This is a genomic window from Bacillus sp. S10(2024) (assembly GCF_050473865.1).
Taxonomy (GTDB): domain Bacteria; phylum Bacillota; class Bacilli; order Bacillales; family Bacillaceae_G; genus Bacillus_A.
Window position 1 is genome coordinate 1984295 of record NZ_JBFLUR010000002.1, and the last position, 25483, is coordinate 2009777.

Consider the following 25483-nt stretch of genomic DNA (forward strand, 5'->3'; position numbering starts at 1 on the left):
GTTATTCCCCTCGTTTTCGTAGCTTTCGATAATCTAAATCACCACGCTCTAATGCATGCATTAAAAGCTCCGCACTTGCCATATTCGTTGCAAGTGGAATGGAATATACATCACATAAACGAAGAAGTGCATTCACATCAGGTTCATGTGGCTGTGATGTCAACGGATCACGGAAGAAGATCACCATATCTAAGTCATTTTTTGCAATCATTGCACCAATTTCCTGATCTCCACCAAGTGGACCAGATTGGTATCTTGTCACAGACATACCTGTCGCCTCCATAATTCGAAGACCTGTCGTTCCTGTTGCAAACAACATATGCCTTTCTAAAATAGGCTGGTATGCGTACGCAAATGAGACCATATCATTTTTCTTTTTATCATGGGCAATTAAGGCAATCTTCATCTTCATTTTTCCCCTTTAGTCAATAATATTTTCTAAACCATATACAAGATGATCTAAGTTCATCACTGTTTCAATAGAAAGTTTTACTCCTGACATAAATGATGCACGGTTAAAAGAATCATGACGAATTGTTAACATTTGTCCATCTCCGCCAAATAGTACTTCTTGATGTGCAATTAATCCTGGTAAACGTACGCTATGAATATGAATACCATCAACATTTGCACCGCGTGCACCTACTAATTGTTCTGTTTCATCTGGATGCCCTTGTTGTTTTGACTCACGATTTTGACGAATTAAATCCACTGTTTTCACAGCTGTACCAGACGGAGCATCTAATTTTTGGTCATGATGTAATTCAATAATCTCAACATCTTGGAAATATTTCGCTGCCATTTGCGAAAACTTCATCATTAAAACAGCTCCAACTGCAAAGTTTGGTGCAATAATTGTACCAACTTGTTTTTCCTTTGCCGTTTCTGTTAATTGTTGTAATTCTTCTTCTGTAAAACCTGTTGTTCCGATAACAGAACGAACTCCTCGTTCTACTGCAAGAGTTACATGTTTTTTTCCGATTTCTGGTGTTGTTAAATCTAGTAAAACATCCGCTTCTACTTCATCTAAACAAGTATGTAAATCTGTATAAATTGGAGCATCTATGTTAGGTAATCCAGCAATGTCAGAAATTTTCTTTCCACCATGTTTATAATCAACAGCAGCAACTAAATTGAAATGCGGTGTTCTTTCCATAAGAAGTACCGCCTCTTGCCCCATGCGTCCTCTCGGCCCTGCAATAATTACTTTAATTTCTTTCATTATTCTGTCTCTCCCTCATCTTTACGTGTCCAGCGATCTTTATCACGCGTATTAAATTTCTCCATAACTATATTATGAGCTGTTTCTAAATCAATGTTTAAGCTATTTGCCATACAGATCATCACAAATAACACATCACCAAGTTCTTCTTCAATTGTACGCTCTTTTTCTGTACTTTTCTTTGGCTTTTCACCATAATAATGATTAATTTCCCTTGCAAGCTCTCCCATCTCTTCTGTCAAACGAGCTAGCATCGCAAGCGGACTAAAGTATCCTTCTTTAAATTGACCAATATATGCATCTACTTCCTTTTGCATATCTTTCATTGTTTTTTGTTCCATGTTATTCACCTCAAATCCTTCCATTATCATGTTAGCCAATTCATAGCGATTTGACAAATGTTATCGCTTATTTATCATGTTTTTGAGGATACCGATTCCCATCTAATCTTGAAGGGACCGTTTCCTCTTTCTCCGTGTGAAGTTTTCTTGCCAATTTTTCTATATATTACGTATACTATCCATAAGGACAAGCTAAGATTATCACTACATACTAGGGGGATTCGCATGAAACTAAATTTAAAAATTCGAAACATTCTTTTCATTCTAGTTGGTTCCGCTATTTTCTCATTTGGCATCGTTAATATTAATATTGAAAACCATCTAGCAGAAGGTGGTTTTACTGGGATTACATTACTACTTTACTTTCTATTTTCACTGGATCCTTCCTATACAAACTTACTTTTAAATATACCAATCTTTTTTATCGGTTGGAAAATGCTTGGTCGTACGACATTTTTTTATACATTAATCGGAACATTTAGCGTTTCATTATTTCTTTGGGTTTTCCAGCGTTATGATGCGTTTAATTTACATTTGAACTTACAAAACGATATGACACTTGCCGCATTGTTTGCTGGTTTATTTATCGGGGTAGGATTAGGGATTATTTTCAAGTATGGCGGCACAACTGGCGGTGTTGATATTATTGCACGATTAGCTCATAAATATATCGGCTGGAGTATGGGAAAAACGATGTTTATGTTTGATGCCGTTGTCATTATCTTATCAATCCTTACATATTTATCATACCGAGAAGGAATGTATACATTAGTTGCTGTCTTTATTGGGGCTAAAGTCATTGATTTTATGCAAGAAGGTGCCTATGCTGCAAAAGGAGCAACAATTATATCTGAGAAAAATGATGAGATTGCCGAAAAAATTTTATCAGATATGGACCGCGGAGCAACTTTCTTAAAAGGAATCGGTACATACACAAAAACGGAACGACACGTTTTATATTGCGTTGTTGCGAAAAATGAAATTGTAAAACTGAAAAGTATCATTACATCTGTTGATCCTCACGCTTTCGTTGCTGTAAGTGATGTGCATGATGTTGTTGGGGAAGGATTTACGCTTGATGAGAACAAAAATCCGTTACATAATTAACTATACAAGTTTTTAAAAAGAATATAAAAAACCTTTCTTTTCAGGGTGGACCAGAGCCTTTGGCCGTGCATAGGAGCGGTCAGGGCCTTTTTTAAGCCACCACTTCAAACGTGTTAGCGTTTAAGTGGTGGCTAAGTTGACCTAAATATGCTCCCTTAATTTCTCTAAATCCTCATGAATTAAATCCAATAAACTGCGATTATAAAAAATGGAAGCGGGATGAAACGTTGGAAAAATGGGATAGGCTTTCTCTGTCCAAGTATAGGTTGTGCTATTAGAATTTGCTAGCTGCCGAACAGGTTGAATAAACAATTGACCGTGCATCTCTGACACCTTTTTGTCTGAACCAACTAAACGTTTAAGGGCAATGTTTCCTAGCGTAACAATAATAGGTGCTTGAATATGTTCAATTTCGTAATCTAAAACGGGAGCGTGAGCAAGTATTTCCTGCTGATTTGGCGTACGGTTGTACTTACGCTTCACAATTTCTCCGTTCCGTTCTCGTTTCTCACCCCATTTATACGGACGACTACGTACTGCACTCGTAATGTATACTTCTTCCCTTGTTACACCAATTCGCTTAAGAAAATCTATAAGCTGTTTACCGGCTCTTCCGCTAAAAGGTATCCCGTTATGAATTTCTGTTTCGCCTGGCGCTTCTCCTACGAGCATCATTTTTGGATTTTGTGGCCCTTGTCCATACACAAAGCCTTCAACAGGATAGGGAGACATTCGCTCTCTCGCTTGCTCTACCAATCCCTCTGGATATTTCATGTTTATCACCTCCTGCATGGTTTATTTTGATTGAAACCCGATTCTTTTAATAATATGAAATGTCTATAAACATGGAACCTACTTCCTAAAACTCGAATTAAACACGCGATATTCTGTCTTTGAAAGTACCATGATAACTACCCGTTTCCTTACATTTCTCCGCTAATTGTTATCTTCCTCCAGCACCGTATTCTCGAATATACTGGAATTCATCTCTTATTAGTACTTTCATACTAACTAACTGGACTTGTTCATATGGTAATTCAATACTATGTTTTATACTAGGTGACGGGACAAAAGAAAAAAGACTATCAAAATCAATAGTCTTTAATCATCGTTACGTTGCATTCCTGTATAAATTAATACAAGACGAAGTAATTCAAATACCGCTACGGCCGCTGCTGCGACGTACGTAAGAGCTGCTGCATTTAATACTTTACGAGCTTGTCCATATTCATCCGTTGATACAATTCCAAGTGTTTCAATTTGCTGCATTGCACGTTTTGATGCATCAAATTCAACTGGCAATGTAATAAGTTGGAATAACACACCTGCTGCCATTAGGATAATCCCTAAGAACAATAAGTTTGCCATATGCGCAAACATACCGATCATAATGAAAACCCATGACATATTTGAACCAAAATTTGCAACAGGAACAAGTGAATGACGGAAACGCATAAAGTTATAATCTTTTGCATCTTGAATCGCATGTCCAACTTCGTGTGCAGCTACCGCTGTCCCTGCTACAGAATGACCATAATAGTTATCTGGTGATAAACGAACTGTTTTCGATCTTGGGTCATAATGGTCAGATAAATGTCCTGGCGTTTCTTCTACCGCTATATTGTACAAACCATTCTCATCTAAAATCTTACGAGCCACTTCTGCTCCTGTCATACCAGAAGTTGAATACACTTGTGAGTATTTACTATATGCGCTGCGTACTCTAGACTGTGCATACATCGGTATGATCATGATGATAGCAAAGTAAATTAAATAGAAACCCATCATGAACCTCCCATAAATTTTTGTTAATAGTAATAACCATTTTATTTTCTTCCCATCATATTGTCAACAAAGAAACCTTACAACATCGTTTCTATTTTTCACTTCGTTTGAAAAACAGACTTATCTATTTTTGGAATGCAACGTACTTTTTTGTTTATCTTTTTCTCCTTTATATTTTCTCCAGCCAACATACGTTAATGTAAAAATAATAATGCCACCAGTTACAGTCATAAACCATATGAGTGAAGAATCTACTTCATCCTTTTTCGCTGTACGAAAAATTTTTTTCAAATCATCTTTTATAATTTTCACTTGTGTTTGTCCGCTCTTATTTTGGATCATCATATAACGAAATTCATCTAAGTACGACAAATGAGAATTCACACGTTGCAACTCTTCTTCAGGCAAATCAATCATTAAACTTGGATAAACAATATCAAATTCATGCAAAAATACGTTTAATGCTTGTTGAAAACGGTCATGTTCTTCCTTTTGCAGTGCATTTTCAATTTTCCCAAATGCACTCATCACATTTTCTTCTCGTTCCATCCAAAGCGGCTGATATTTCGACACTTCTGCATCCAACACAAGACGAAGTGCGATCACATCATCTATTTTTATTTGTTTATTAATCCCTTGACCTTCTAATGATTGAAATGCTTTATCATAAGCAAGAGAAATCACACGAATATGCTCCGGTTCTATTTTCTTTTTTTTCTCAGCATTTAAAAATTGCTGAGAAAAATGCGTTAATAGTTGTGTCGCTTTGTCATATTCTTCTTGTTTTACAAATTGGAGTGAGTCATCTAACAACCCCGTTAACTCATTCCAGGTAGCTGCATATATCCGAATAGGAAACAATATAAACATAAACGCTATAATTCCAGCTAATACTTTTTTCATTCTTGTCCCCCCTATAGCTTCTAGTACAATATATGAACTAGTGGACAAGAATAGACCTTGAACCGCTCCCAATTAAAGTGAACGTTTACTTTTCCGTTGTGGCGTTACGAATTCCTGTATACACTCCTCTCTTTTTCATAAAAAAACGATATAAACTATAACAACAAGCACTCCCAAATAGAATTAGTAATAAAATTATACAGGCTGCATGCATAAAGAATTGTTCTGGCAACATACGAATAATAGGATCAGTCTCTGGGTCAAACAACCAATAATCGTTTTGAAAAAGAAGTTCATGAAAAAATACAAAACTCTTTTCAAAATTGATTGAGATTGGGAGTATGAGTACAATCGGGAAGACAATTGTATGAATCGCTGCATAGAACAAAAACTTTTCCCTTTGTTTTCGTATTAGATAAACTCCCCCAATAAAAGATATACAAATACCTATATACATAGCATATTGAATTGCAACAAGAATATTTTTCACATCAACAAAATGAATTCTTCCCTTCTCAGACATTTCTAAAGTTGGGAAATGTAATGGTTTATTATAAAAAGGAGAAAGGTAACTAATAAGCGCATCATAATTTTGAATAATTGCTTCTTTTGTCATATTTGCCATTTGCGGTATATTTAACATGTCAATCTCTACGTAATAAATCCCTTTCCCATATACAACACACATAACTGCAATTGAGAAAATACTAAAAGCAATACAAAAAGGAACAATACATACTAAGGTCCCATTCCAAATTTTCGAATATATGCTATGTGAATTCATTCCTCTGCCCCATTCCTTATTTATATTTATCCCGCTATTCGTGGACAGTAAGACCCCAAAAATGAAAAATCTAGGTGCGAGATAACTGCCCGTTATAGCCCGATCAGTCGGGCTTTCCATCAGTGGGGGATGAATCCCCTCCCTGATGGAAGTTTCGCCTTATAAAGAAAGCGTTAATCTTTTCTCTCTTAGACAAAAATAGTATGTAGTAGTCAAAACAACGATACTAAGCCAAAATGTAAAATAGCCAATTTGGCGATCATACATATACATAACACTGTATTTCGGCATTTGTCCCCATACATAATCGACAACATCATTATGTAATGTCCAAATAACCGCAATGATAAAATGCCAATATTTCATTCGATAAAATGGTGCGTATAAAAGCCCTTGTACAGCCATTGCCATATGAAAAACAATAAGTATATATCCTTCTATTCCAATATACCCCGTTACAATAAGAGTTAATACATTTACTACAACGGCCCAAATCCCATATTTGACTAATGTGACAACCGCTAACACTTCCATTAAACCCCAATTTTTCTTTTTTATAAACGCAATTAATACAAAAACAAAAAACAAACTTGCTGTTGGACTATCTGGAACAAACGGCCAAAAAATAGCCGGTGTTTCTACCAACTGATTTTTATACCAAATATACCCATAAATTGTTCCTAAAATATTAATAATGAGCAAAAGCCATAGAAAGGAACGTTGTCTTAATAACAAATATATATATACCAAATAGACATACCTCAACTTTCCAAAAATGAACATCTCTATAATCCATGAACCGTAACAAGAATGCATTGTGCTACCATTAACGGGAGAGTAGCCTCGCACTGATAGAGGTTTCACTTTATTATAGCAAATTCCCTGCGTAAAATAGAAAAACTGACTACAAAGTTGTAGTCAGCTCTCATTTATCCCGATTGGGCAAGCTTTCTATCATTAGTGGGATGCCCCCCCACTAATGGAAGTTTCACTTTATTTTTTATTGTATTTCTCAATAAATTCCGATAATTTCTTCATCTCTTCATCCGTTCCTTTAAAAACGCCTTTTGGCATTGCACCTTTTCCCTCTTTTGCAATTTTCGCAATTTCTTCTGGCTTTAACGTCAAGTTTTGCAATGCTGGTGCAGCTGCTCCCCCTTGCAAGTTTTCACCGTGACATGTTAAACATGTATTTTTTTGCATAATTTTATAACCGTCATCATTTTTATCAACTTGTACCGTTTTTACAATTGCACCTTGCTTTTTCGCCGCTGCCCAATCATGCGTGGCAACAGATTCCCATGTTAGAAAAACGATAGATGCCAACGCTAACAGCATAAATCCTGTTGCAACTGGACGTTTAAACGGACCTCGTTCTGGCCCCCGGTCAAGAAATGGAGCAAGTAATAATGCGCCAAATGCGATACCCGGCATAATAAATGCACCAATGACCGTATACGGACCAGATGCATAAGAATACTTAAGCAATTGATACAGAAATAAGAAATACCAGTCTGGAAGTGGTATATATCCTGTATCTGTAGGATCTGCAATTCTTTCTAATGGCGATGGATGCGCCACTGTCAAACAAAGATAGCCAATTAAAAAGACGGCACCAACCATCCACTCTTTTAATAAAAAGTTTGGCCAAAATGCTTCTGTTTTCCCAGGATACTCCGAGTAATCTTTTGGAATATTCGGTTTTCTGACAGCAGGTACCCGCGAATCTCCGACAAACTTCATCCCTTTGCCGCGATGCATAGTCTCCCTCCTTTAATTATATTCTTTAAGTTTAATAATCTTATAGTGGACCAGAAATACCTTGTTTGCGAATCATGATGAAGTGAACTGCCATTAATCCTAGAAGTGCAGCTGGCAAGAAGAATACGTGAATAGCAAAGAAGCGAGTTAATGTTTGGGCACCGACAATTTCGGAGTGGCCGGCAAGCAACGTTTTTACATAGGGTCCAATAAGTGGTGTTTGTTCTGCAATTTGAATCCCTACTTTTGTTGCGAATAATGCCTTCATATCCCATGGTAATAAATATCCTGTAAAACCTAATCCTAACATAACAAAGAAAATAAGAACGCCGACAATCCAGTTTAATTCACGAGGCTTTTTATAAGCACCTTGAAAGAAAACTCGAAGTGTATGTAAAAACATCATCACGATAACGAGACTTGCTCCCCAGTGATGCATACCGCGAACAATTTGTCCATATGCCACTTCATTTTGTAAGTAATAGACAGATTCCCACGCATTTTTAATATCTGGTACATAATACATTGTCAAAAACATTCCTGATAAAATTTGAATAACAGTTATAAAAAATGTAAGACCTCCAAAGCAGTAAACAAAGGCAGAAAAGTGATGCGCTGGGTTTACATGTTCCGGCACTTCATGGTCTGCAATATCGCGCCACAAGGGCGTAATATCAAGCCGTTCATCTACCCAATCATAAATTTTATTTAACATCTACTTTGCCCCCCCTTGTGGCTTCGCTTTACCTAAATAAAGCGTTCCATCTTTCACCTTTGACTCATACACATCAAGCGGCGCAAGCGGCGGTGTTCCCTTTATGTTCTTTCCATCTTTCGTATAACGCCCCCCGTGACACGGGCAATAAAATTGATTTGGATGTGCCTTGTCCGAATTCCAGTTTACTGTACATCCTAAATGCTTACAAATTGGGGAGAATGCCACAATGTCTCCGCTTTCATCTTTGTGTACCCACGCTGACTTTGGTTCTTCTGATTTATACCAACCGTCAACTTGCTTTACCTTAAAATCGAAGCGTTTCGGTTCAGCCGTAATATCTTTCACTTGCGCGACCGCAACCATTTCCCCCCCTGCTTCTTTCCTTAGAACTGGGTCAAGCGCAAAACGCGTCATTGGCATTAAAATCCCCGCTGCCATAAATCCTCCTACACCTGTAAGAGTGTAGTTTAAAAACTGTCTTCTTGACACCCTATGTTCTCTCTCACTCACGAAAATTTCCCCCCTCTATCAGAAATTGTCCCCCGTGAAAAATTGAAATAAAAGATAAAGACTAGGACACTCTCATGATATAATACCCTACTACATCGGTCAATATCATACTAATCTTAATTATCCAAAACTTCTATTAATTATTTATTTTCCCATTTTTCAGTTAATATTTCCATAATATTTTTTATTTGTGCATGAATTATTTCTCTTTTCGCTTGATCACTAAGCTGGTCTAACGGTAGTGCAGGTAAACAAAATAATTGTTCTGGTAACTCATATTCGATTTCTTTCCAAGAAAAATCACTTGTAATTAACGCGATATGCCGTAAACCCTTCGCTTTTAAATAGTTCGTCCAATCGCATAGACGTTGACGTTCACTTACATGTGCACCTTCTACATACGTAAATGATGGTAATAAGAATACTCTACCTTTATACTCCCTTTCTAGCTCTCTAGTTAAAGTAGAAATAAATTCTCCTTCTACAGCAGCTGTCTTCATCCCCTTTTCAAACGAAACTGAAAGAAGTGGTATAATTCCTGTATCAATATATTCTCTTGTTTTTTCATATTGTTCTACATCTGCTACAGCCCATTTCATCCGCAATAGCCCCCTTTCCCTTCACTACTCCTCTAACAATGTGATTCAACTGATTACAAAATAGTTCACTTTATTTCTATTAAACCATACAGATAAAGGTAAAAAAAGAAAAACCACCTTTAAAAGATGGCTTTTCTTTGGAGTAGTCTAAAAATTGTCAAAATTCCCTCTTATAAAGAAATTTATAATCGTTTTAACTCACCTGTTAACTTGCGGAATGCTTCTTCATCTTGAGTATCAAGTGCTTCGTCAATTAATTTTAAAAGTCGTTCTTTCCGAAATGAATATACACTTTCCTCTAAAAATCGCTCTGCCAATAAACGATCTTTTTCATTTACTTCGATATTCTTCGGTAAGTACGGATTCTCTTCTAACACCGCAACATAATTCGCATTTTGAAAAGATGATTTAAAGTTAAGCTGAATATAAATATCTTCATCTCTGTTTAAACGAATATCATGAAAGGATTTTTCCGCGTCAGTCGTCATCACATTTTGTTTATAAAAATGAAACGGTAAATCTTTCACACAATTTGCGGACATCACCAGACCACGTGGACAATATTTCGCATGCTCTACAAAATGCACCTTATCCATTAATTGATCATGACTCATTAAATAATTTAAAATCCAAACACATTCTCGCTGTTTCAGTTGATAATTATTTAAAAACCATTTTACGAAATCTTTCTTTTCGTTCACAGAAACAGGGGTATTCATCGCGCTTAATCCCTCCTCTGCCCTTCTTTTTTCTTTTTTACATTCAAGAAGCAGTAATCAGTTTCCTTCCAACTTAAGAAAAATCTTCTAAATTATATAATAATTCTTCAATATGAGTTTGTGTTGGATCTAGTTGTAGTAAACGTGTAAATACTTCTTTCGCCTCTTTTCGCAACCCTTCTTCTAACAGGAAGTAGCCGTACTCCTCTAAGAAGTCTGGATGATTCTTAAAAGAAGTATATGCGCTTTGGTAATGTTTTAATGCATCTGAATACAATTCTAATTGTTTTTTCGCATAAGCAATATCCCAAACTAATTGCATATCTGTCTCTCCATTATCAATGGCTTTTTCTACAACAGCAATAATTTCTTCATATCTTTCTTCTTCTTTTAAGATGTATGAATACTTTAATGTGGCCCCTAAATGTGAAGGATCAAGCTCTAATGCTTTTTTCAGCGCAGCTTCCGCTTCATTTCTGTTTCCTAGTTTCGCCGCTATATTAGCAAACTCCACATAAAACGGTATCGATAATTCGTCAATTTTTATTCCTTCTTGAAGCGTTTCATAACTTTCTTGAAGCATCCCTTCTTTTTCATAGCATTTTGCCAAATACATATATAAAGATGCATATTCTGGATCTAACTCTTTTAATTCTTCCCACATAGCGATTGCTCTTTGGTACTGTTCTCCTTGATAGAGCGTAAATGCAAATCCAAATAAAGAATGTATATCCTTCTGCTCTTCTAAACCTTCCTCATAATAAGAAATGGCCTCAGCCCATTGTCCAAGTGCACTTAAATTTTCAGCCAAGCGAAGCGCAACAACAACACCGCCCATTACTTTATGCTCTGGAAGTAATGATTCATAATATGGAATTGCTTTACTATCTTCACCTTTACTGCTATATAATTCCCCAAGTCCAAAAGCAACCACTGGTTCATCCGGCATCATTGCTTTCGCTTTTAATAATTTTTGTTCTGCTACTTCGTCAAAACCTTGCATTTGATATAAATCAGATGCAAGTAATAGAGATTGCACATATAATTCATCATTCTCTGGAATATCATGAAGTACTTCAATGGCTTCATCTTCTTTATCTAAATCAATATATAACTCTGCTAAAAATAGTGTGAACTCACTTTCTTCCGGATATAACAAATGTAAATCTTCTGCTATTTCTAACGCTTGATCTACAAATCCTAGCGTATAGTAATAACGAGCAATATCATACTTTTCTTCATCTGTACTTTGTTTTACTTGTTCTGCTAATAGTTGTAATCCTTTCTCCACTTCTCCGTTTTCAATATATGTAACAGCTTGCTCAAACTTTTGCATAACTTGCTCCTTTTTATAAATACTTAGTAAATTTCATAATAAACAACTGCTTCTATGTAATCAACCGTCACGATGAAGAAAAGAACCTTCTCAAAAAGGAAAAGATTCTTTTAGCTTTGCAGCATGTATAACTGTTGAAAGAAGTTTGGATACGACACAGCTACCGCTTCACTATTTTCTATGATAACTTCTCCATCTGCTATACAGGCTGCAATGCCTAACATCATACCAATGCGATGATCTCCATAACTATTTACCATATTTCCATGTAATTGCATTTTACCACGGACAATCATACCATCTTCTGTCGCTTCAATATTTGCTCCTAATTTTTTCAATTCATTCACAACTGTATCAATGCGATTCGTTTCTTTTACTTTTAATTCTTCTGCATCCTTAATTACCGTTATCCCTTCAGCTTGCGTTGCTAACAATGCTATAATTGGAATTTCATCAATGAGTCTTGGGATGAGCGTACCACCAATCTCTATCCCTCTTAGCTGTGAAGTTTCAACTGTAATATCACCACATGGTTCAAACTCTTCATTTCGAATATTATCTATGGATAAATTGGCCCCCATTTGGGATAGTACATCAAGAATCCCAGTTCTTGTTGGATTTAACCCTACATTTTTCAGTACAATTTTACTATTTGATACAATTGCACCTGCCGCTAAGAAAAAGGCAGCAGAAGAGATGTCTCCTGGCACCTCAATATTTACGCTAGAGAGCTTTTGTCCACCTTGTAATGATACATTTAATCCGTCAACAGTAACATCGCAATTAAACGCACGTAGCATACGCTCTGTATGATCACGAGATTGTAATGGTTCTGTCACAGTTGTCACACCTTCCCCTTGCAGTCCTGCAAGGAGAACAGCTGATTTCACCTGCGCACTTGCTACCGGAGAAGAATAATGTATACCTTCTATATTCCCTCCTCTAATCGACAGGGGCGTAAACTGCCCACCTTCTCTCCCATCAATTTTCGCACCCATTTGACGAAGAGGTTCTGTAACACGTTTCATCGGACGTTTTCCAATTGAATCATCTCCAATAACTGTACAATGAAATGGTACATTTGCGAGTATACCAAGCATTAACCGAATTGTCGTTCCTGAATTTCCAACATCTAATACTTCTTTTGGTTCTACTAATCCTTGTAATCCTTTTCCATATACAGTGACATCGGTACCATTTTGTTCAATCGTGATACCTAACTTTTGAAAACAAGCAATTGTACTTAAGCAATCTTCGCCTTGAAGAAAATTTGTAATCTTTGTTACCCCTTCTGCAATCGCCCCAAACATTACAGCACGATGCGAAATGGACTTATCTCCAGGAATAAAAATCGTCCCGTTTAATCCATTTTTAATCTTTGTTAATCGTTTCACCTCTATCACCTCGTTAATATTCAACTATGTATTCTCTCTTTATTCTACTTCTTTCTTTCTTCTTTTCGCAAATAAGATGAAAGAAACGACTCCTAGTCATGGAGCCGTTTCTTTTTTATGAATATGTCTCTTCTTTTCTCACGTTTTTTTCTATGAGTTCAATAAGCACTGCAATAATTTCAGCATTCTCTTCTTTCGTTCCAATCGTAATACGAATACCATTCGGTAAACCAAGCGGGCCACCAGAACGAACGATGTATCCTGTTTGCAATAATCTTTCAAAAACCTCATCACCTGGAAGTCCAAGTTCTAAAAAGATAAAATTCGTCTGTGATGGATAATAAAATACTTGATACTTCTCACAAAAATCATAATATTGCTGCATTCCCTCGTTATTCACTCTCACACACTCTTGTAAAAACGCTTGATCTTCAATAGCAGCTTGCGCAACTACCTGTGCAATCAATGACGTATTAAATGGTAATCTAGCAATTTCTAACGAACGCATTAATTTTTCATTTCCGACTGCATAACCAATGCGAAATGACGCTAATCCGTATGCTTTTGAAAATGTACGCAATACCATAAGGTTTTCATATTTCTCTAGAAATGGTAATGTTTGCGGATAATCTCGCGCTCCAGCATACTCATAGTATGCTTCATCCATAATAACAAGTGTTGTTTTCGGAACTGCCTCTAAGAATGAAAGTAATTGTTTTTCTGCTACATATGTTCCGGTCGGATTATTTGGGTTACAAATCCATACAATTCGTGTATGCTCATCAACTTGTGCAAGCATTGCCTCTAAATCATGTGTACCATCTTTTAAAGGCACTTCACGTATTTCCGCTTTTTCAATTACGGCATGATGACGATATTGTGAAAATGTCGGCTTTGCCATGACAACATTTGTTCCTTCTTGTAAAAGAGCACGGCTAATCATTTGAATTACTTCATCTAAGCCGCTACCAAATAAAATTTGTTCTCCTTTCACATGAAGATGTACTGCTAATTTTTCACGAAGAGCATACGCCCCGCCGTCCGGATAGAGCGCATATCGCCCAGCTAACGACGCCAGCGCTTCATCTACACGTTTTGAACATCCAAATGGATTTTCATTTGACGCTAGTTTCACAATTTTAGATAGTCCATATTGTCTCTTTACTTCTTCAATATTTCTTCCTGGCACATACGCTTTGAGCGACAATAATTGCTCTTTTACTTTCATTCGAATTCCCCCTGTCATTTTTGTAAATCGGTTCTTAGTTGTACCGCTTTCTCCAAATAGACATGTTGAATTTCATGTTGTTGTTTATTTGTCATAACCGTCATCATAACGCGAATACATTTCTCAAGAGCATCTGGTACTTCTATTTCTTTCATGCACATGACCGGTACATATGACCAGCCTTCAATACGTCTTAATGCCTCCGCTGGGAAACATGCATTTAAATCAGCTGTTGTTGAAATGAGTACAGATACAATATCAACAGGAGAAACTCTATTATCGCTTGCCATTTTTTTCACTAAACGCTCTGTTACAGTCAATATTTGTTCTTTTTCATTACAATTGACTGTAGTTGCGCCGCGAATCGCGCGGATCAAATAGACTCCCCCTCTCTTTGAAATGCTTCTAAAGCCGTTCGGACGGTCTCATCTGAAATAGATACGACATCTACTACCCCAATCTCCTGCATAACGACCATACGAATTGTTCCACCGTTCGCTTTTTTATCTTGTTTCATTACGTGAATAAGACGGTTCACATCAAGTGTATTCGGCATACTTGGATAGCCATATGCCGTAAACCAACGTTTGATTTCCTTATATTGAAGGTCTTTTTCATAGATTTGTTCACTTAAAAAAATAGCAAATAACATACCAATTGCAACGCCATCACCATGTGTTATGTTTCCATATCCCATCTCTTTTTCAAGTGCATGCCCAAGTGTATGTCCAAAATTTAAGTGAGCACGAATACCTTTTTCAGTTTCATCCTCTGCAACAATTTGTGCTTTTACTGGAATCGCACGTTGCAGTGTATAAATTAATTTATCATCTCTTAAATCAGTCAACTGTTTCACTTCTTTACGAAGCCAATGATATAATTCTACATCCCCAATAAGTGAATGTTTAATTGCCTCCGCAAAACCGGAGCGCCATTCTTTTTCTGAAAGCGAATTTAAAAACGGAGTATGATAAATTACCGCTTCTGGCTGATGAAATGCGCCAATCATATTTTTCCCAAGCGGATGATTAATTGCCACTTTCCCTCCAACTGCACTGTCATGTGCAAGTAAAGTTGTCGGTATTTGGACAAATCGAATCCCTCTCATAAACGTTGCTGCAACAAATCCTGCTAAATCCCCAATCATTCCGCCGCCAAGCGCTAGAATAAGAGCATGACGATCTAGACCTTTTTCAAGCGCAAACGTTTGAGCAGCATAATAATTTTCAAACGATTTTTCTTTCTCGCCACTTGGGACCACGAACGAAAATACGTCCTTCTTTACCTGCAAAGTATTTATCACTTCGTCTAAATGAAATGATGCTACCGTTTCGTCAGAAATCAGTAAAATATTTGAAACAGCTGGTTTCATATTTTCTATAAGTGTCGATAGTTGTGATAGTACATCATTGCCGACATACACATTGTATTGCTTAGAACTTGTTTGAATCTGTATTGTCTCCATTAAAACTCCCTCGCATATTCGTTATGTTTCTTAATATTTTCACGAATTAAATCGATGCGATCCGTTCCAAATTGTTCAATGACAGCTGCTGCAAGTTCCCAAGCTACAACAGCTTCTGCTACAACACTTGCTGCTGGCACTGCACAGCTATCAGAACGCTCAATACTTGCTTGAAACACTTCTTTCGTATCAATATCTATACTTTGCAGTGGTTTATATAGAGTTGGAATTGGTTTCATAACTCCGCGAACAATAACTGGCATCCCAGTCGTCATGCCACCTTCTAATCCACCCGCGTTATTTGTACGTCTTGTATATCCATTATCCTTGTCCCATAAAATCTCGTCATGAACAAGACTTCCAGGCTTATGAGCCGCTTCAAAGCCAATTCCAATCTCCACACCTTTGAATGCATTAATACTCATGATCGCCGATGCAAGTTTTGCATCCAATTTACGATCGTAATGTACATAACTTCCAACACCAATCGGCATCCCTTCGACAACAACTTCAACGATTCCTCCGATAGAATCTCCGTTTGTTTTCGCATTATCAATTGCCTGCATCATTTTCTTTCCTGATTCTTCATCTAAACAGCGAACAGGAGATGCCTCTGTAATTGTTTGTAGCTCTGCAATAGAGGTATACGATTGCTTTTCTGCTTTTACTCCTCCAATTTCAATAACATGTCCCGCTACTTTTATCCCCAATTCTTCTAAAATACGCTTGGCAACAGCTCCGGCAGCAACACGAACCGTCGTTTCCCTGGCAGAAGAACGCTCTAATACATTTCGCATATCACGATGGCCGTACTTAATTGCTCCGTTTAGATCTGCATGCCCTGGACGAGGTCGTGTAATTTGCCGTTTTACTTCTTTTGATTCTTCATCTGTTAACGGCTCTGCCCCCATAATTTTTGTCCAATGTGTAAAATCACGATTTTCGACAACAAGCGTAATTGGTGCACCTATTGTATATCCATGACGAACGCCGCTTAAAATTTGGACTTGATCTTTTTCAATTTGCATGCGGCGTCCACGACCGTAGCCTTTTTGTCTTCTTTCTAACTCCGTATTAATATTATCTGCTACTAAAGATAAACCTGCTGGAATCCCCTCTAATATTGTCGTTAGTTGCGGTCCATGAGATTCACCAGCTGTTATATATCGCATCGGTTACTCCCCTTTACTCCATTATTTATGTAACACTATATCATAACCTTTATTGTTTCGTAACTATATAAGTACAAATTGAAGACACGACATAAAAACCACTTTCTTTTTAGGTTAGCGAGAGCATCTGACCGTGCATAGAAGCGGTCAGTTCCTTTTTCTTCTGCATAGCAGTGACTTATATATTAAAACATCAAAATAGATTTACATAATTTAAAACAAAAAAGCGCAAGAAGGAATATAACCATCCTTTCTTGCGCTTTTCCATTCTATTCACTATTTTTAAAGCGATTACAAATTATTTTGAAATAATTAGTAAATCCACTCATTCATTGCTCTAGAATACTCAACTAGCTCTTCTTTTTTGAAGAAAATTCCAATTTCACGTTCTGCACTTTCTAGAGAATCTGAACCGTGAATAATATTTTTTCCAACTGTTAGTCCAAAGTCACCGCGAATTGTACCAAGTGCAGCTTCACTTGGTTTTGTTTTTCCCATCATATTACGAGCTGTTTCAACAACGCCTTCACCTTGCCATACCATCGCAAAAACAGGTCCAGATGTAATGAAATCTACTAATTCACCGAAGAATGGTCTTTCTTTATGTTCAGCGTAGTGCTCTCCAGCAATCTCTGGTGTGATTTGCATAAGCTTAGCACCGACTAATTGAAAACCCTTTCTTTCAAATCTAGCAACAATCTCCCCTACGATTGCACGCTGTACACCATCTGGTTTTACCATTAAGAACGTTTTTTCCATAATAAATCTCTCCACTTCTCATTATGTATATAATTGTATATCCCCAAACACATAGTATCACCCTTATCAGAATTGTGCAATAGTTTTGAAATGGAGAGATTATTATTTTCCTCGAAAAACATTTAAAATTTACGCTTTCCAATATACTTTGCAACATTTTGTAACGCCAGTTTGGCCTGTCCGCGAGGCAATGGCTTAATCACATCTAATGCCTTATGTAAATATCTTTCGCTAAATGCAAAAGCGCGATCAATTGCATCACTATTTTTGACTGCTTCAATAATTGCCTTCATTTCATCCGAAGACGTATTTTCATTGACTTGAACAATTCTCTCGCGAAGTGCTGGGTCCTCCATTGCATATAAAACAGGAAGTGTAATATTACCTTGTAATAAATCTCCACCGGCTGGCTTTCCAAGCTTTTCTTCCGTTGACACAAAATCTAAAATATCGTCAATAATTTGATATGACATACCTACAAAGTATCCATACCAAAATAAACGATTTACAGTATCACGACAGGAACCAGATGCAATTGCACCCAATTGACAGCTAGCTGCAATTAACAATGCCGTTTTCCGCTTAATACGACGTAGATACGTTCGTAAATTTTGCCCAAATTCATACTTATCTTTAATTTGCTCAATTTCACCTTTACACACTTCAAGAATTGTATTTGATAATGCTTTATGCACTTCTGGACTTTCTAAATTTGTAATGCATTCTAGGGACTTGGCAAATAAATAGTCACCTGTATACATCGCAATACGGTCACCCCAATTGGCATTTACAGTCGCACTTCCTCTTCTTAAAAGAGCGGCATCAATTACATCATCATGCACAAGAGAAGCCATATGGATAAGCTCTAATGCAACCGCAACATGTTTAATCACATCAAGCTTATAATCCCCAAATTTCCCTGCAAGCAGAACAAAAACAGGTCGGATTCGCTTTCCACCAGCATCAATTAGTTGCAACGCTGCTTCTTCCAGCAATTGTTGCTCAGAAGCAACAACTATTTTTAGTTCTTTCTCAATTTTATCAATATCCGATCGTAAAAAAGAATACATAAGTTGTAACTTCATATCGTTCACCTTAACCTAAAACTTCTTTTCTATTTTATCCCGCTCTAATGAATAACAAGACTCCTACCTTAAAATTATCATAAAATAAAAAAGAAGGTAGGAGATAACTTCTGCGATGTTCCTGATTGCTGAACGCTTTCCATCAAAAAAGAATACATTCCCTCGTTTACTTCGGTTTGTATCCTAAGTGCATTGCTGCTACTCCAAAAGTAAACGGCTTTACTTGTACTTTTTCTAATCCAGCTTCTTCAAACATATGAGCCAATTCTTTCATCCCTGGAAATGTACTTGCAGATTCTTGTAACCAAGAATATTCTTTGTAGCTTTTTGCAAATAACTTTCCAAACAACGGCATGATATATTTAAAATATAACAAGTAACCTTGGCGGATTCCAATCATTGTCGGCTGAGATGTTTCTAAACAAATAACCTTTCCACCAGGTTTTACAACACGTGTCATTTCCTTTAATACCTGCATATAATCTGGTACGTTCCGGAGTCCAAATCCAATTGTGACATAATCAAACGTGTTATCCTCAAATGGCAATTCCATCGCATTACCATGAAGTAATTCTACTTGACTTAATTGTAAAGCAGCCACTTTCTCTTTTCCAACAGAAAGCATATTTTTACTAAAATCTAATCCATATGCCTTCCCCGTTGGACCGACTGCATCAGCAAGCGCAATCGTCCAGTCAGCAGTTCCACAACATACATCAAGCGTTATGCCGCCCGGTTGAACATCCATAATTCGCATTGTTTCTTTGCGCCATGCTTTATGTCTTTGAAAGCTAATAACCGAATTCATTACATCGTATTTATTATATATCTTCTCAAATACGTCATGTACTCTTTCTTCTTTTGATTGTTGCATGCTTTACCCTTCTTCCAACTGTAAATTCAAAATGTTCAAGTGGCTTCTTTCAATGTGGAAAGAAATGTTTCAATCCCTGTGTTATTTTGCATCAAAGTATTGACCTGACTACGCATTTTTCTTATCAATTCGTTATATACGTTTTCTACTTTCATTTCACCATCATAAGATAAAACCTTTTGAAATGCAGCAAATACAGGTGACGATTCTTTCTTCATGTATATTTGATACTCAGTTTGCAAACGATCTATTGCTAACATATTAGTGATTGCAGACTTTACATGCTGCACTTGAAAATGGTCACAAGTTTTCTGTAAAAGGGCCGATTCAATCATCCCTATACTTTTTAACATTTCTTCAATCGTTTCATATGTTTGCTGATATAGCATAATTTTTTGTTCATTGATCTCTTTAATCCCATCTGCTAGGGCACGAATCAATGTAATATCATGATTCATGGAAAGTAAATAATAATATAAACCGCTGTAATAATCACCTGCTAAGACTGTTAATTGGCGCCGCTTATGAAATTCATCGGTCTCTTCTTTATTTGATACTTTCTCATGTGTGTCCAAAGCAATTTGTACCAGCATAATCGTTACTGCGTAATGTTCAATTTGTTCTTTATGTAAGTTTGCACTTTTTAAAATGGAATATAAGAACGCTATTTTTTTTTCATCAACAACTGGTTCTTCAATATATTTTATAAAATAAGGATGGCGTAGTTTCTTATATAGCTGTTCTTTTATATCCGCAAACCCTCCGTAGATTTCACCCACAAAAATCACCCTTGTTTTCTAATTCATAAAACCTATTATAACACATTCATTCATTTTTCTATAAATAAAACTTGACGCAACAAACCAAAGTAAAAAACCGACATTCTCTCAGCTTATCTTAAACATTAAATCGTTATAAAACAACCCTTCCCGTATCCCCTTACCACTTGGATGTACATTAGTAGTTATTCCTGCCTATCTTCTTTTTCTTGAAATGAGACACAATAATAACTAGATAAAGTGAAACTTCTATCAGTAGAGTACTTACTGCCCATGAATAACGAGATAAAAAAAGAAAAGCAGTTTCCTGCTTTCCTACTAATTCGTCTTAATAAAAGATAAAATTTCCGCACGTGCTGCTGCGTCTGCTTCTAACGTACCACGCACTGCAGTTGTTACAGTTTTTGCACCAGGTTTTTTCACACCGCGCATTGTCATACACATATGCTCCGCTTCTACAATAACCATCACACCATGCGGCTCTAATACTTCCATAATAGAATCTGCTACTGTTGATGTAATGCGTTCTTGTAGTTGCGGCCTACGTGCGACTGTATCTACTGTACGTGCCAATTTACTTAGTCCAGTTACTTTTCCACCACGTGGAATATATGCAACATGAGCAACGCCATAAAATGGAACGAGATGATGCTCACACATAGAAAAGAACGGAATGTCCTTTACCAATACAAGTTCTTCATGATCTTCACCAAACACTTTATGTAAATGTTCTTTCGGATCTTCATGCATACCAGAAAATACTTCTGCATACATCTTCGCAACACGTTTTGGTGTATCTAATACGCCCTCACGATTTGGATCATCCCCAATTGCTTCTAAAATAAGGCGTACTGCATGTTCAATTTGCTCTAAGTTTACATTTGCCATCCACTAGCCCTCCCGAATAAAACCTAAAAATACTACGAACACATTCTAGCATATATATGTTTTTAAATGCAAAAAGAAGAGTTTCCAAGTAAGGAAACTCTTCTTCCCCGTAATATGTAAGGATTATTTAACCGCATCTTTTAGCGCTTTACCAGGTTTGAATGCAGGTACTTTGCTTGCCGCGATTTCAATTTCCTCACCAGTTTGTGGGTTACGTCCTTTACGAGCCGCACGCTCACGAACTTCGAAGTTACCGAATCCGATTAGTTGTACTTTATCACCTTGCTTTAAAGCTTCTAAGATGGAATCAAAAACAGCGTCAACTGCTTTTGTTGCGTCCTTTTTAGAAAGGGAACTTGCTTCTGCAACAGCATTGATTAAATCTGTCTTGTTCATGCCATTCACCTCCTCCCAAAGATACGACTGTATAATGATCATAAAATGAGTCTTACCTTCATTTGTAGGCAATTTTTACAAATTCTATACTACAAAGATGTAGATAAATCATTATCTAGGCCTATATTATACGATTCTCCTTTATAATTCAATATTTTTAAAGAAAATGTTGCCACGAAAGTGCAAAAAACTAATGAAGCTTGACAATAGACTATAAAATATTAGATAATGACATTTTATTTTTCTATAAAAAATAAAAAAAGACCCCAAAATAAGGAGTCTTTCGATTATAAAATAATTGCTATTAAGCCACCTGATCCTTCATTTATAATTCGTTCTAACGTTTCTTTTAACTTATAGCGAGCATTTTCTGGCATTAATGATAATTTCGCCTGAATTCCTTCTCGAACGATAGAGCTAAGTGAACGCCCAAAAATATCAGAATTCCAAATAGACAGTGGATCATCTTCAAAATCTTGCATTAAATAGCGAACAAGCTCTTCACTTTGCTTTTCAGTTCCAATAATCGGTTCAAATGTTGATTCCACATCGACTTTAATCATATGAATTGACGGTGCAACAGCTTTCAATTTCACACCAAATCGTGATCCATGTCGAATAATTTCCGGTTCATCTAAGCTCATATCTGCTAGAGCTGGTGCTGCAACACCGTATCCTGTTTGTTTTACCATTTTCAGAGCATCCGCAACTTGATCATATTCGATTTTTGCATGAGCGAAGTCGAGCATTAGTTTTAATAAATGATCTCGGCCACGAATTTCAACACCTACCACTTCTTTTAAAATTTGATCGTATAATTCATCTGGTGCATATAAATCAATCTCTGCAACACCCTGCCCCATATCAATTCCTGCCAAACTTGCACGATCGATAAATTCATATTGACTAAATTGCCATACAACGCGATCAACATCACGAAGACGTTTAATATCTTTCACCGTTTCTTGAACAGCCTCTTGATAACTTTGACGAAGCCAGTGGTTGTCATGTAACACCATTACCCAACTCGGAAGATTTACATTTACCTCAAGAACAGGAAATTCATATAACGCCTCACGTAATACGTTATATACATCGCCTTCTCTTAGCCCTTCTACACTCATTGCCAACACCGGAATATCATATTCCTCTACTAAACTTTGACGAAGTTGCTCTGTATCAGGATGATACGGCTGTACTGTATTAATAATCATAATAAATGGTTTTCCTACTTCTTTTAATTCATTTACAACCCGTCCTTCTGCTTCAATATAATCACGGCGTGGAATTTCTCCAATTGTTCCATCAGTTGTGATGACTACCCCAATTGTAGAATGCTCTTGAATTACTTTGCGTGTTCCAATTTCCGCGGCTTCATGAAATGGGATTGGTTCTTCATACCACGGTGTATTTATCATGCGTGGCCCATTTTCATCTTCATATCCTTTCGCCCCCGGGACAGTATAGCCCACACAATCTACTAAGCGAATATTTACATCAAGCCCTTCATCAACATGGATAGAAACCGCTTGGTTTGGAACAAACTTTGGTTCTGTCGTCATAATCGTACGCCCCGCTGCGCTTTGCGGCAGTTCATCTTGTGCGCGCTGGCGATCTGAATCATTTTCAATGTTTGGAATGACAACTAGCTCCATAAACTTCTTAATAAAAGTAGATTTCCCTGTTCGGACAGCCCCTACAACTCCAAGATAAATATCACCGCCTGTGCGCTCAGCGATATCTTTAAAAATATCAACCTTTTCCAAGTGATTCCCTCCCTCAAAATTTTTGGGAATAAATCATGATTATTCTTGTAGTTTGGACAATACAGCATATGATTTTGTCCCAATTTCATATGACTATTTAAAAAAATCTTTTATTTGCGATGCAAATATTTCAAGAAGTAAAAAACCCTTCTTCTAGAACTTATTCGCTAAAAGAAAGGTTCATGACTTATCACTTAAAAAAAATTGGTTCTTTATCCTTCACTGTATATGGCAAAGAATACGCCGGTACAAACGGGGTATGTTTCACAAGCAACTGACGAATATCGTCTCCTTCTTTTACTTCATCACCATATTTTTGTAACATGTCATATAAATCAATACGATAATCAATATATACTTCACCTTTCTCATCAACAACAAAAGGTAAGTTTTTACCAGAGTAAGGGCTTTCCACTTGAGGAATCTCTTTATAGCCCATTTTATTATAATCAAGCTCATACACACCATCTGTAATTACTTTTTTAAATGGCGGGTATTGATGCTCATCACGATAGATTTGTAGTTTTAACTTTAAATCTTGAACTCGCTCTGCTGTTCGAACATCAATTAATTTCACAGTTGGATTTGTTTCTACATCAACTAATACATATTGATAAATACCGCCGCTTTCAAAAGCATTTCCAGGAGGTTCTTGTATTAGTCTAGGGGTAATCTTTTGAAAGTCAATCGGATATTTTTGATAGATTGGTGTATTCATATCACGTGTTTTAATAGGCAATATATGACCATTCTGTTCTCTATATGTATTAACTGCCGTTTGCACTGTTTGTAGTTGATCTTCATATGGTACGGCGTGCTGTTGTACCTTTTCTTTCGGATATAGGCACCCAGATAGTATACTAGTACAACATAATACAAAAATTAGTAGTTTTTTCTTCATTAGAAATCCGTCCTTTAGTTTCTATTGTTCAATCGGCCCGCTAAATACGACAAGAAAAATAATAAATCCTGATACAACCATACATGCATATGCAAACAAAGCTGTAAACCCTTTTAAAAATGTATTCTTTATTTTATGACGACTTAGCAAAATGAAAACAACAGAAATAAACATGAGAGCCATTGCCCCCAAAGCAAACCACATCTTTATAAGACCAGCAGACATATATCCCCCTCCTGATATATTTTTCTATTATTTTAACAAATTATAACTTTTAAACAAATAAAAATATTTAGTTTATTATGCAATACCACAAAACTTCATCTCAAAATGCTAAGCGGCATTCATTTTTATCTCGCTATTCGCGAGCAGTAATACCCCCACCTCAAAAAGCGCCTCTCCGCCTTGTGCGTGGGCGTCCTGCAATTCTGAGCGAGCCGCTTCCGCTTTTCTTAAGAAGTTAGGCGGGAGATAAACTGTCCGATTCGTGAGGGCTGATAATCAGTGGGGGATGCAGCCCCCACTGATTAAAATTTCACTTTATTGAAACGAATAAAAAACCGAAGCGAACGGGACTTCTTCGCTTCGGTTGACCAAATATTCCCACAAACAGCTCATATTCATTCCTTCATAGTATCGTATGCAATGTATATAACAATGGTTTCTCACACTTTATTTTTTAAACATTTTACTCAATGAACTAAAGTCAGTTGGCATGTTATTATTAATAATCGCATTTATGATTTGGTCTTCTTTTTCTTTTGATACATCTCTTCCCGCCATCGTTGCAACCTGATGAATTAACTGACGTAGCACATTCTCATCGCGTAAATTTGAATTTTGAACCGAAGAGGCTAATTTAAAAATATCTTCTTTATTTACTTTCGATTGTTTTTCAATATTGTTGAATAAATTGTTATCCACCTTATTCACCCTCTCATGTAATCTACACTTCATCGTATGCAGAAAATAAAGATTGGTGAAAAAACCC

The 25483-nt window shown here is 36.7% G+C and carries 30 protein-coding genes; 1 reads left to right on the forward strand and 29 read right to left on the reverse strand.

Annotated features, from left to right (window positions below; translation table 11 throughout):
* Position 1 precedes the first annotated feature (1 nt).
* Genes mgsA through AB1280_RS10205 form a run of 3 tightly spaced genes read right to left on the reverse strand, consistent with a single transcriptional unit; the run spans position 2 to position 1563 of the window.
* Complete coding sequence (gene mgsA / locus AB1280_RS10195; RefSeq protein ID WP_429755757.1) at positions 2 to 406, reverse strand: methylglyoxal synthase; 405 nt, start codon at positions 404 to 406, stop codon at positions 2 to 4.
* A gap of 15 nt (positions 407 to 421) precedes the next feature.
* The gene (dapB, locus tag AB1280_RS10200) at positions 422 to 1222 is read right to left on the reverse strand and encodes a 4-hydroxy-tetrahydrodipicolinate reductase (RefSeq protein WP_429755758.1); all 801 of its coding nucleotides are present in this window, start codon (positions 1220 to 1222) and stop codon (positions 422 to 424) included.
* A complete protein-coding gene (locus tag AB1280_RS10205) occupies positions 1222 to 1563 on the reverse strand; it encodes a nucleotide pyrophosphohydrolase (protein ID WP_020059584.1) in 342 nt (113 codons plus the stop codon). The genes dapB and AB1280_RS10205 overlap by 1 nt, the downstream gene beginning before the upstream one ends.
* Positions 1564 to 1788: 225 nt before the next feature.
* Here AB1280_RS10205 and AB1280_RS10210 point away from each other — a divergent pair, with 225 nt between their 5' ends.
* Entirely contained in the window at positions 1789 to 2670 is an 882-nt protein-coding gene (locus AB1280_RS10210; RefSeq protein ID WP_429755759.1) for a YitT family protein, read from the forward strand.
* 141 nt (positions 2671 to 2811) lie between these two features.
* On the opposite strand, the gene AB1280_RS10215 is transcribed toward AB1280_RS10210, so the two are convergent.
* The 26 genes from AB1280_RS10215 to AB1280_RS10340 form a co-directional block, all read right to left on the reverse strand.
* Complete coding sequence (locus AB1280_RS10215; protein ID WP_429755760.1) at positions 2812 to 3453, reverse strand: uracil-DNA glycosylase; 642 nt, start codon at positions 3451 to 3453, stop codon at positions 2812 to 2814.
* Positions 3454 to 3771: 318 nt separating this feature from the next.
* Positions 3772 to 4455 carry a zinc metallopeptidase gene (locus AB1280_RS10220; RefSeq protein ID WP_272189502.1) on the reverse strand — a complete coding sequence of 228 codons (684 nt, stop codon included), beginning with the start codon at positions 4453 to 4455 and terminating at the stop codon, positions 3772 to 3774.
* A 120-nt stretch (positions 4456 to 4575) separates the two neighbouring features.
* Positions 4576 to 5358, reverse strand: a complete 783-nt coding sequence (gene ypjB / locus AB1280_RS10225; RefSeq protein ID WP_429755761.1) for a sporulation protein YpjB — start codon at positions 5356 to 5358, stop codon at positions 4576 to 4578.
* Positions 5359 to 5443: 85 nt separating this feature from the next.
* The gene (locus AB1280_RS10230; protein WP_272189504.1) at positions 5444 to 6142 is read right to left on the reverse strand and encodes a TIGR01906 family membrane protein; all 699 of its coding nucleotides are present in this window, start codon (positions 6140 to 6142) and stop codon (positions 5444 to 5446) included.
* A gap of 159 nt (positions 6143 to 6301) precedes the next feature.
* Entirely contained in the window at positions 6302 to 6892 is a 591-nt protein-coding gene (locus AB1280_RS10235; protein ID WP_272189505.1) for a DUF1405 domain-containing protein, read from the reverse strand.
* 243 nt (positions 6893 to 7135) lie between these two features.
* Positions 7136 to 7903 (reverse strand): menaquinol-cytochrome c reductase cytochrome b/c subunit, encoded by a 768-nt coding sequence (locus tag AB1280_RS10240; RefSeq protein WP_272189507.1) that lies wholly within the window; start codon positions 7901 to 7903, stop codon positions 7136 to 7138.
* Between the two features lie 40 nt (positions 7904 to 7943).
* A complete protein-coding gene (qcrB, locus tag AB1280_RS10245; RefSeq protein WP_272189508.1) occupies positions 7944 to 8618 on the reverse strand; it encodes a menaquinol-cytochrome c reductase cytochrome b subunit in 675 nt (224 codons plus the stop codon).
* Positions 8619 to 9131, reverse strand: coding sequence for a menaquinol-cytochrome c reductase iron-sulfur subunit (qcrA, locus tag AB1280_RS10250; protein WP_272189509.1), 513 nt, complete (start codon positions 9129 to 9131; stop codon positions 8619 to 8621).
* A 140-nt stretch (positions 9132 to 9271) separates the two neighbouring features.
* Positions 9272 to 9730 (reverse strand): YpiF family protein, encoded by a 459-nt coding sequence (locus tag AB1280_RS10255; protein WP_272189510.1) that lies wholly within the window; start codon positions 9728 to 9730, stop codon positions 9272 to 9274.
* A gap of 182 nt (positions 9731 to 9912) precedes the next feature.
* Entirely contained in the window at positions 9913 to 10449 is a 537-nt protein-coding gene (locus AB1280_RS10260) for a ReoY family proteolytic degradation factor (protein WP_429755762.1), read from the reverse strand.
* A gap of 73 nt (positions 10450 to 10522) precedes the next feature.
* Positions 10523 to 11785, reverse strand: a complete 1263-nt coding sequence (locus AB1280_RS10265; RefSeq protein WP_272189512.1) for a tetratricopeptide repeat protein — start codon at positions 11783 to 11785, stop codon at positions 10523 to 10525.
* 110 nt (positions 11786 to 11895) lie between these two features.
* Complete coding sequence (gene aroA, locus AB1280_RS10270; protein WP_429757326.1) at positions 11896 to 13185, reverse strand: 3-phosphoshikimate 1-carboxyvinyltransferase; 1290 nt, start codon at positions 13183 to 13185, stop codon at positions 11896 to 11898.
* 109 nt (positions 13186 to 13294) lie between these two features.
* Positions 13295 to 14407 (reverse strand): histidinol-phosphate transaminase, encoded by a 1113-nt coding sequence (hisC, locus tag AB1280_RS10275; RefSeq protein ID WP_429755763.1) that lies wholly within the window; start codon positions 14405 to 14407, stop codon positions 13295 to 13297.
* Between the two features lie 14 nt (positions 14408 to 14421).
* Positions 14422 to 14784, reverse strand: coding sequence for a chorismate mutase (aroH, locus tag AB1280_RS10280; protein ID WP_272189514.1), 363 nt, complete (start codon positions 14782 to 14784; stop codon positions 14422 to 14424).
* A complete protein-coding gene (aroB, locus tag AB1280_RS10285; protein ID WP_429755764.1) occupies positions 14781 to 15872 on the reverse strand; it encodes a 3-dehydroquinate synthase in 1092 nt (363 codons plus the stop codon). The genes aroH and aroB overlap by 4 nt, the downstream gene beginning before the upstream one ends.
* Positions 15872 to 17044, reverse strand: coding sequence for a chorismate synthase (gene aroC / locus AB1280_RS10290; protein WP_272189517.1), 1173 nt, complete (start codon positions 17042 to 17044; stop codon positions 15872 to 15874). Before aroC ends, aroB begins: the two co-directional genes overlap by 1 nt.
* Before the next feature lie 312 nt (positions 17045 to 17356).
* On the reverse strand, positions 17357 to 17803 hold the full coding sequence (gene ndk, locus AB1280_RS10295; protein ID WP_272189518.1) for a nucleoside-diphosphate kinase: 447 nt from the start codon (positions 17801 to 17803) through the stop codon (positions 17357 to 17359).
* Between the two features lie 122 nt (positions 17804 to 17925).
* Positions 17926 to 18888, reverse strand: coding sequence for a heptaprenyl diphosphate synthase component II (gene hepT, locus AB1280_RS10300; RefSeq protein WP_272189520.1), 963 nt, complete (start codon positions 18886 to 18888; stop codon positions 17926 to 17928).
* Between the two features lie 166 nt (positions 18889 to 19054).
* Positions 19055 to 19762: a demethylmenaquinone methyltransferase gene (locus tag AB1280_RS10305; RefSeq protein ID WP_272189522.1), complete on the reverse strand. Its 708-nt coding sequence runs from the start codon at positions 19760 to 19762 to the stop codon at positions 19055 to 19057.
* A gap of 35 nt (positions 19763 to 19797) precedes the next feature.
* Positions 19798 to 20541 (reverse strand): heptaprenyl diphosphate synthase component 1, encoded by a 744-nt coding sequence (locus tag AB1280_RS10310; RefSeq protein ID WP_429755765.1) that lies wholly within the window; start codon positions 20539 to 20541, stop codon positions 19798 to 19800.
* 318 nt (positions 20542 to 20859) lie between these two features.
* Positions 20860 to 21429, reverse strand: coding sequence for a GTP cyclohydrolase I FolE (gene folE / locus AB1280_RS10315; protein ID WP_429755766.1), 570 nt, complete (start codon positions 21427 to 21429; stop codon positions 20860 to 20862).
* Between the two features lie 123 nt (positions 21430 to 21552).
* Entirely contained in the window at positions 21553 to 21825 is a 273-nt protein-coding gene (locus tag AB1280_RS10320; protein ID WP_001043860.1) for an HU family DNA-binding protein, read from the reverse strand.
* Between the two features lie 287 nt (positions 21826 to 22112).
* Positions 22113 to 23591 carry a stage IV sporulation protein A gene (gene spoIVA / locus AB1280_RS10325; RefSeq protein ID WP_272189526.1) on the reverse strand — a complete coding sequence of 493 codons (1479 nt, stop codon included), beginning with the start codon at positions 23589 to 23591 and terminating at the stop codon, positions 22113 to 22115.
* A 190-nt stretch (positions 23592 to 23781) separates the two neighbouring features.
* A complete protein-coding gene (locus AB1280_RS10330) occupies positions 23782 to 24492 on the reverse strand; it encodes a hypothetical protein (protein WP_272189527.1) in 711 nt (236 codons plus the stop codon).
* A gap of 21 nt (positions 24493 to 24513) precedes the next feature.
* Positions 24514 to 24717, reverse strand: coding sequence for a DUF2768 domain-containing protein (locus tag AB1280_RS10335; protein WP_272189528.1), 204 nt, complete (start codon positions 24715 to 24717; stop codon positions 24514 to 24516).
* Positions 24718 to 25164: 447 nt separating this feature from the next.
* Positions 25165 to 25416, reverse strand: coding sequence for a stage VI sporulation protein F (locus tag AB1280_RS10340; RefSeq protein WP_272189729.1), 252 nt, complete (start codon positions 25414 to 25416; stop codon positions 25165 to 25167).
* Positions 25417 to 25483 lie beyond the last annotated feature (67 nt).